Origin of the sequence: Aquimarina sp. I32.4 (assembly GCF_002924285.1) — a bacterium.
Lineage (GTDB): Bacteria > Bacteroidota > Bacteroidia > Flavobacteriales > Flavobacteriaceae > Aquimarina.
The window spans coordinates 1-6,245 of record NZ_PGUB01000163.1 but is presented as its reverse complement, the minus strand read 5'-3'; the positions used below and the strand labels follow the sequence as shown (position 1 = coordinate 6,245).

Annotated in this window: 4 protein-coding genes; 1 reads left to right on the top strand and 3 read right to left on the bottom strand. The window is 33.3% G+C overall.

The window, feature by feature from the left end; translation table 11 throughout:
- Positions 1-511 precede the first annotated feature (511 nt).
- Positions 512-2,362 carry an IS1634 family transposase gene (locus tag CVD18_RS20905; protein ID WP_103867426.1) on the bottom strand — a complete coding sequence of 617 codons (1,851 nt, stop codon included), beginning with the start codon at positions 2,360-2,362 and terminating at the stop codon, positions 512-514.
- A 254-nt stretch (positions 2,363-2,616) separates the two neighbouring features.
- Between CVD18_RS20905 and CVD18_RS20900 the strand changes: the two genes are divergently transcribed.
- Positions 2,617-3,948, top strand: coding sequence for an IS4 family transposase (locus CVD18_RS20900; RefSeq protein ID WP_103867425.1), 1,332 nt, complete (start codon positions 2,617-2,619; stop codon positions 3,946-3,948).
- 93 nt (positions 3,949-4,041) lie between these two features.
- Here the strand turns inward: CVD18_RS20900 and CVD18_RS20895 are convergent, their stop codons facing one another.
- The gene (locus CVD18_RS20895; protein WP_103867424.1) at positions 4,042-5,370 is read right to left on the bottom strand and encodes a helix-turn-helix domain-containing protein; all 1,329 of its coding nucleotides are present in this window, start codon (positions 5,368-5,370) and stop codon (positions 4,042-4,044) included.
- A 1-nt stretch (position 5,371) separates the two neighbouring features.
- A complete protein-coding gene (locus CVD18_RS20890; RefSeq protein WP_158250531.1) occupies positions 5,372-5,815 on the bottom strand; it encodes a GNAT family N-acetyltransferase in 444 nt (147 codons plus the stop codon).
- Between the last annotated feature and the right edge of the window lie 430 nt (positions 5,816-6,245).

The following is a 6,245-nucleotide window of genomic DNA, read 5'->3' as shown; positions in this document are numbered from 1 at the left end:
TATGTATTCGTTATGTTTTTTAAAATCAAAATGCCAGACAAAATTGTCTGGCATTTGAAAAAAATGTCTTTGTGGAGTCGGAGGGTTTAACCGTTTGATTTTAAATAGCTGTAAATAAGCGTATTGAATTCATATTTTTAAGTTTACGCACCGAATTACGCACCGATTAGGTAATTTTTAACTTTTACTTGGTTACTTTATGAGTACTCGTTGTTTTTAATTCAATTTAGAAATCCACCTGCAAAGCAGGTGGTTATGTTTTGAGGGCTATGCCTATATTGATTATCATTTTTGGGCTTGGGGTTATTTTGTAAGCATCATAGGTTTAGATGAAAATATGATAAAGAAATATATTAAATATAAGGAAAAAAAGGAGAAGAGAGTTGAAGATCAGCAACAAAAGTTTGATTTTTAGCTTGAACCTTGATGCCCCCTATGGGGCAATGTCATTTAGTTAACCCAACTTGGCTATTATGGATTTTTTTTTCAATGCTAGCGGGGTTTTCCAAAATTAGTGGTACACTACATATTTTTTAATTGCGCTTTGAGTTTGTTTGCATTTGGTTGCTTTGTATATCTGTTGTACTTCTTCTATGGGTTTACTTGGTTTTCTAAGGTGTATTATTTTTTTATCGGTAGGTAGTTCAATAGTTTGTATGGTTTGTGTGTTCATGATTCTTACGATATTTCTCCAATCATGATGGATTCCATCGGCTTTGAGCATATGTCTTATGGTATTGACCAGTTGGTATGCTAAAACGGTGAGGTATATATGGCTTTCGATGCGCTCATCATTTTGATGGTGTACTGGTCGTATGTTCAGCTGCGTTTTCAGGCATCTAAAAGTAGCTTCTACTTCCCTGATGGTATTATAAATATCCCATAACTCCTTTTCCTTTGGGTTTTGATAACTGGTTCTTATGAAATAGATACCCTTTTGTTTATCTTCTTTGGTTTTATTAGCCTTGTATTTCCATTTTAATGCTGTAGCAATTGTTTGGTTTTCTTCTACTTCGATATGGTAGTTTGCAGCGACCCTATTGTGCTTTTGTTTTGCCCTTCCGATGCGTTCCCATACTTTATTGATTTTCTTGGTACCTCCCTTTGTGGTAATGGCTTTTGCTATACTAGTGAGTTCTTCCTCAAAACGCTTGGCTAGTTTGTTTTGCATTGAGGTTTCTTTTTTGCTTTTAGCCTGACTTTGTACCTGCATCCAGGTATCATCATATCCATCAGGTTGGAATATGGCCAGTTCCACTTTGTTTTTGTCCCTATCGGTCAGTTGCAGGACCTTATCTTCAGTGGCTATTTTTGGGTAATCCTTTAGTAGCTTTCTCGATACACATACATATTGATATCCTTTTTGTTTTATAAGTTCCAGATTTTCTTCTGTAGCAATACCAGCATCAATAACAATAGTTTGCTTAGTTGTTTTAGGGCAATTGCTTGCTAAATCTTCGATCATATCCTCTAGGGTAGCAGTGTCGGGTGTGTTGCCCTGATAAATCCTTGAATGACGTATAAACCCCTCAGGGTTAATAACTCCTGTAAAGACTACTAAAGGGCAGTCATTGCGCTTTTCCTTACTCCTTCCATATTGAGCTAGTGCACTGTCTTCTTTACGGGTCTCAAAATAGGTATTGCTGATATCAAAGATGACTAGTTTATCCTCTAGGTTGAAGAGTGTTTGGATACGCTTATACAAAAAACGATCGATCTGCTCTCGGTGTTGATAAAGAGTATCAGCAATGCTATAGAGTTGTTTGTGGGTAATCTTGCCATCAATCCCAAAACAATGCTGTAACTCACTGCTGGTTTGCAGGATTTGTGAGGTCTTATATTCAGAACTTGAGAAAATAGCACGCCCGGCAATACTTAGCAAAGCTTTACTACTTTGCTTTTCACTCATCCCTAAGGAAGTAAAACACTGCTGTAACCCAAGACGATCCAATACTTGCTTGCACAAATGTTCTGCCCCAAAAGTAGTTACATCATTGACTTCTAATCCTTTAACGTCAATATTGTGGTATTCTGCCTTAGCAGGCGCCGGAGGGATAGAAGTAACGGGGTGGTGATCTACTCCGTATTTTATTTGGTATTTCTCATAATAGGATTCGGCTAATGCTATCAAAGTGGCTGAAGCACCTTGTGAAAAAAGATCAGGCTGACCAAAAATCTTTGATTTTAAAAGAGATAAAACAATTTCCCGGTTAGCCTTATCCTCTAATAAAGGATCAGAACCCAGATAAAGGATGTTGCGCTGCTTTACTTTACCCTCAATGCGAGAGGTCTGTGCAAGGGTATACTGGTAAAATACCTTACTGTCCTTGCTTCGTTGTTTTTTTACTTGTCTGATAAACATGCAGGCAATGTAGGAAAGAAAATCGAACAAAACAAGTACCGTACTACACTACAAATCAATACTAAAAATATCAAGCAACTGATAATCAGTATGATAACAAAAAAAAACACCTCGAAAAAACATGAAAAAAGATCAAAAAAAAGTGTTTTTAGATTCAAAATAGCCAAGTTGGGTTAAGGAATAAACAGAAGAAAACCATTGAGTTACAACCTAAAAAAAGGTTCTTTGTAATTGACTAAAAAAACAAAAGCCCAATGGTTGAAGCAAATGTAAATATAATAGAGGAGTTAAAAGCATTTTTATCGATGGTTTGTGATCAAAGTGATTTACGGAATTTAATGACTATGAGTCCTACTGATTTTAGTAGAGAGCGTAAATTAACTTTACGACGAGTTGTAGGTATTATCATCAATATGCCCAAGCGTAGTTTGAGCATCGAACTACAACAGTTCTTTGATAGTATTAATTTTGATAAACAAGCAGCAACCAAAGGAGCTTTCAGCTTACAAAGAGGTAAGTTACTTCCTTTATTTTTTGAGGCTTGGAATAGATTACTTGTGGATTGCTTTTATCATTATTACGAAGATAATATTAAGCGTTGGCGTGGTTTTAGACTTCAAGCAGTAGATGGTTCTACAGCTTATCTGATTGACAAGCCAGATATTGTTCGAGAATTTGGCACACAAGATAATCAATATACCAAAACACCTATGGCACAAGTAATGCAGTTACAAGATGTGTTGAACGATATTACAATATGGGGTGCTGTTTTTCCTATAAAACAAGGAGAACAGCCCATTTTTTCAGCTCAGGTAAGCTCTTTATATGAAGATAGTTTAACCCTTTTTGATAGAGGTTACCCAAGCTACGCATTAATGTATCTGATGCTAAATCAAGAAACACCTCGTCATTTTGTAATGCGTTGTAAAATAAGTTTTAATAAGGAGATAAAAGAATTTGTGAATAGTGATAAGGTTAGTCAAATAGTAGCGCTAAAACCAACAAAAGAAGCTATTGCAACACTTAAAAATTATGGATATGTGGTAAATAAGAATACCAGTATAACGATACGATTGGTAAAAGTGGTTTTATCTACCGGTGAAATAGAGGTGTTATTAACAAATCTATATGATGAGCAACATTTTACACCCAAAGACTTCAAATATCTTTACGACTTACGCTGGAAGATTGAAACGACTTATGGGATCCAAAAAAATCAACAACAAATGGAGCAATTTAGTGGACATCGAGTCATTTGTATACAACAAGATTATGCAGCAGGGTTGTTTGTAGCGAATTTGCAAAGCCTTATAGAAAAACAATGCGAACCCTATCTCAAGCAGTTGAACAAGTCAAGAAAATATGACTACAAAATAAATAAAAATGTGAGTTGGGCTTCCTTAAAATATACTATTGTCAAACTGTTTTTAGAAAATGATCCAAAAATAATACTGATTGAATTACAAAATGCTTTTCAACGAAATGTTGAACCTATTAGACCTGGAAGGCAATACCAAAGGCATAGAAAGGCCAAACGGATTAACGGAAAATATCAAACATTAACTAACTACAAGAGAGCAATATAGAGCTTAACTAAATGACATTGCCCTATGGGGGTTAACCAAAGCCACCTTCTAAGAAGGCGTGATTTTTACTAGATAAAGAAGTTTATGATATAATTACTCTTCATCAGATAATTTTTTAATAAAAATGGAAGGTTTTTTGCCTATAACATTACTAAAAGCACGAGAAAAAGATTCTGCATTGTTAAAGCCAACCTCTTTAGCCAAGTGTTCCATGCTGTATTTTCTGAATTTAGGATTCATTTTCAAGATTTCAATGGTGTAATTGATTCGCAGCTGGTTAACATAACCATTAAAATTAAGGTTTTTATGATCGTTAATTGTTTTTGACAGGTATTTTGTATTGGTTTGGATTTTGTGTGCCAATTCCTTAAGGCTTAAATCTTTTTTTAGATAGCCATTAGTTTTTTCAAATTTCACAAGAGCGTCTAAAATTCGATTAGTGATATCTTTTGAGATTTCAGTAGGATTACTATTATTTGTTGGAACTGATTTGACCTCTTTTTTTTCCATTATCAAAGACATCAACTCTGCACGATTTTTAATTTTAGCTTTTCTAAAAATACTAGAAACATGTTTTAGGACACTATTTTCTGATAGATAAATATCTTCACTTATTTCAAAATAATTGTATCCTTTTATAATAAGCAGCATAATTTCTCTTTCTACACTGGATAATCCATAAAGATTCACAATGTCATCAGCTTTGAAGCTATTTCTTTCCAAAGATTCTTTTTGTAATTTTTTGAATAATTTTTGTTCAATTTTCGAATTATAAATCTGATGCTTTACATATGCAATTGAAATTATAAAATAACCTGCGCTAAATGATGAGTGTTCCACAGGCTGATTATCCCCCAATAGTAGAATTACAATTGGTAATACAACGATACTTAAAACTCCCAATCCACCGGTAAGTATTCTAAATTTATAGTGAAGATTTTTTGCAGATATATAATCCTTTACTAGAAAAAAAACAACATTTATGAGACACGCTATTGACAAAAAAATTGGAAGAACCAAAAAAATATTTCTGGATAAGCTAAGATTTTCTGTGGTAATATATGGGAGTACGAAGAGAACAATAAATGCTAGAATAATTGAGTAAATAATATTTTTTATATTTAAAAACCGTATTGGTTTTATATTATGTTCCCTATAAATGAAATAGAGTAAATATGTAGCAGCACTTACTCCTACTGTCCAAGCGGTAATATTCTGATATAAAATTTTGATTGGAACATCTTGATCTGGGGCTAATCCGGAAATTGTATTATACAAGAAAAATAATAACGTTAAAAAGAGAAAGCGAAGTCTGGAATTACTATCTGGTTTAAACAAAAAATAGATGGACTGAAATGACAATATAAAAAATTGGCATATTAAGTAAATAAAGGTGGTGATATGCATTTCTGTGCCAAACATATTACTTAAATTTTAAGAAATACAATGGATAGTTTAATGATCTAGTATGATCAAAAAGTTTAAAACCATTTTTTGTGTAGAACTGCAGATTATTTATAGTTGTGGTTTCCAGATAGAAGGGCTTTGCAGAGTTTTTGTATTTTTCTAAGACTTCTAATAACAGTTTTTGTCCGATACCTTTACTTTGTGATTCAGGAGTAACAGCCATCAACCAAAAATGTATAAATGGAACTTTTGGATGTTTTTTTTTGAGTTGAGATTCTCGTTTTAATACTTTTGGAACATTTCTCAGACCAATACAATAAAAGGCTAGTTTAATTTCCCATAAAAATAAAGACAAGCTTTGTTTCCTTTTTTCTGGGAAAAGCAATAAGATACACCCCCGCTTATCATCACTTAACCATATTTCACCAAACCTTAGTGCTACATCAAATTGATATTCCATTAGGTATCTAAGTCTAACAGATCTTTTTTGGTCTTGTTTTACCACAAAATTTATGGAGTTGGGAAATTTTAGTTCCATGAAAGAATTCCATAAAAGATTTACGGTTAACTGTCTATGTTTTTTAGAAGCTCTAATCATTACCTTTAAAATTGTGTGATTTGTTTTTTACAAATATGGGAATTTTCTAGTAAAAATCGCTAAACACAAAACAAGAACTATAGCTATTTGATTTTTAATTTTTTATAATTTTTTTGAAGACTCGTAATTCGCGGAATTACGAGTCTTAATTCACGAAAATGGTGCACTACTTGTTGTGCACCCTTAAATTAAAAAGTAATTTTCCGCAACATTTGATAGTGTGCCAAGAATCAATCACGGCAATAAACTGATTGAATGCTGTAAGTAAGATGATGGTAGGTCCATCGAAGTC

Excerpts from the sequence above, each read along its gene's own strand:
- CVD18_RS20900 (WP_103867425.1), top strand. The coding sequence starts at position 2,617 with ATGGTTGAAGCAAATGTAAATATAATAGAGGAGTTAAAAGCATTTTTA.
- CVD18_RS20895 (WP_103867424.1), bottom strand. The coding sequence starts at position 5,370 with ATGTTTGGCACAGAAATGCATATCACCACCTTTATTTACTTAATATGC.
- CVD18_RS20905 (WP_103867426.1), bottom strand. The coding sequence starts at position 2,362 with ATGTTTATCAGACAAGTAAAAAAACAACGAAGCAAGGACAGTAAGGTA.
- CVD18_RS20890 (WP_158250531.1), bottom strand. The coding sequence starts at position 5,815 with ATGGAATATCAATTTGATGTAGCACTAAGGTTTGGTGAAATATGGTTA.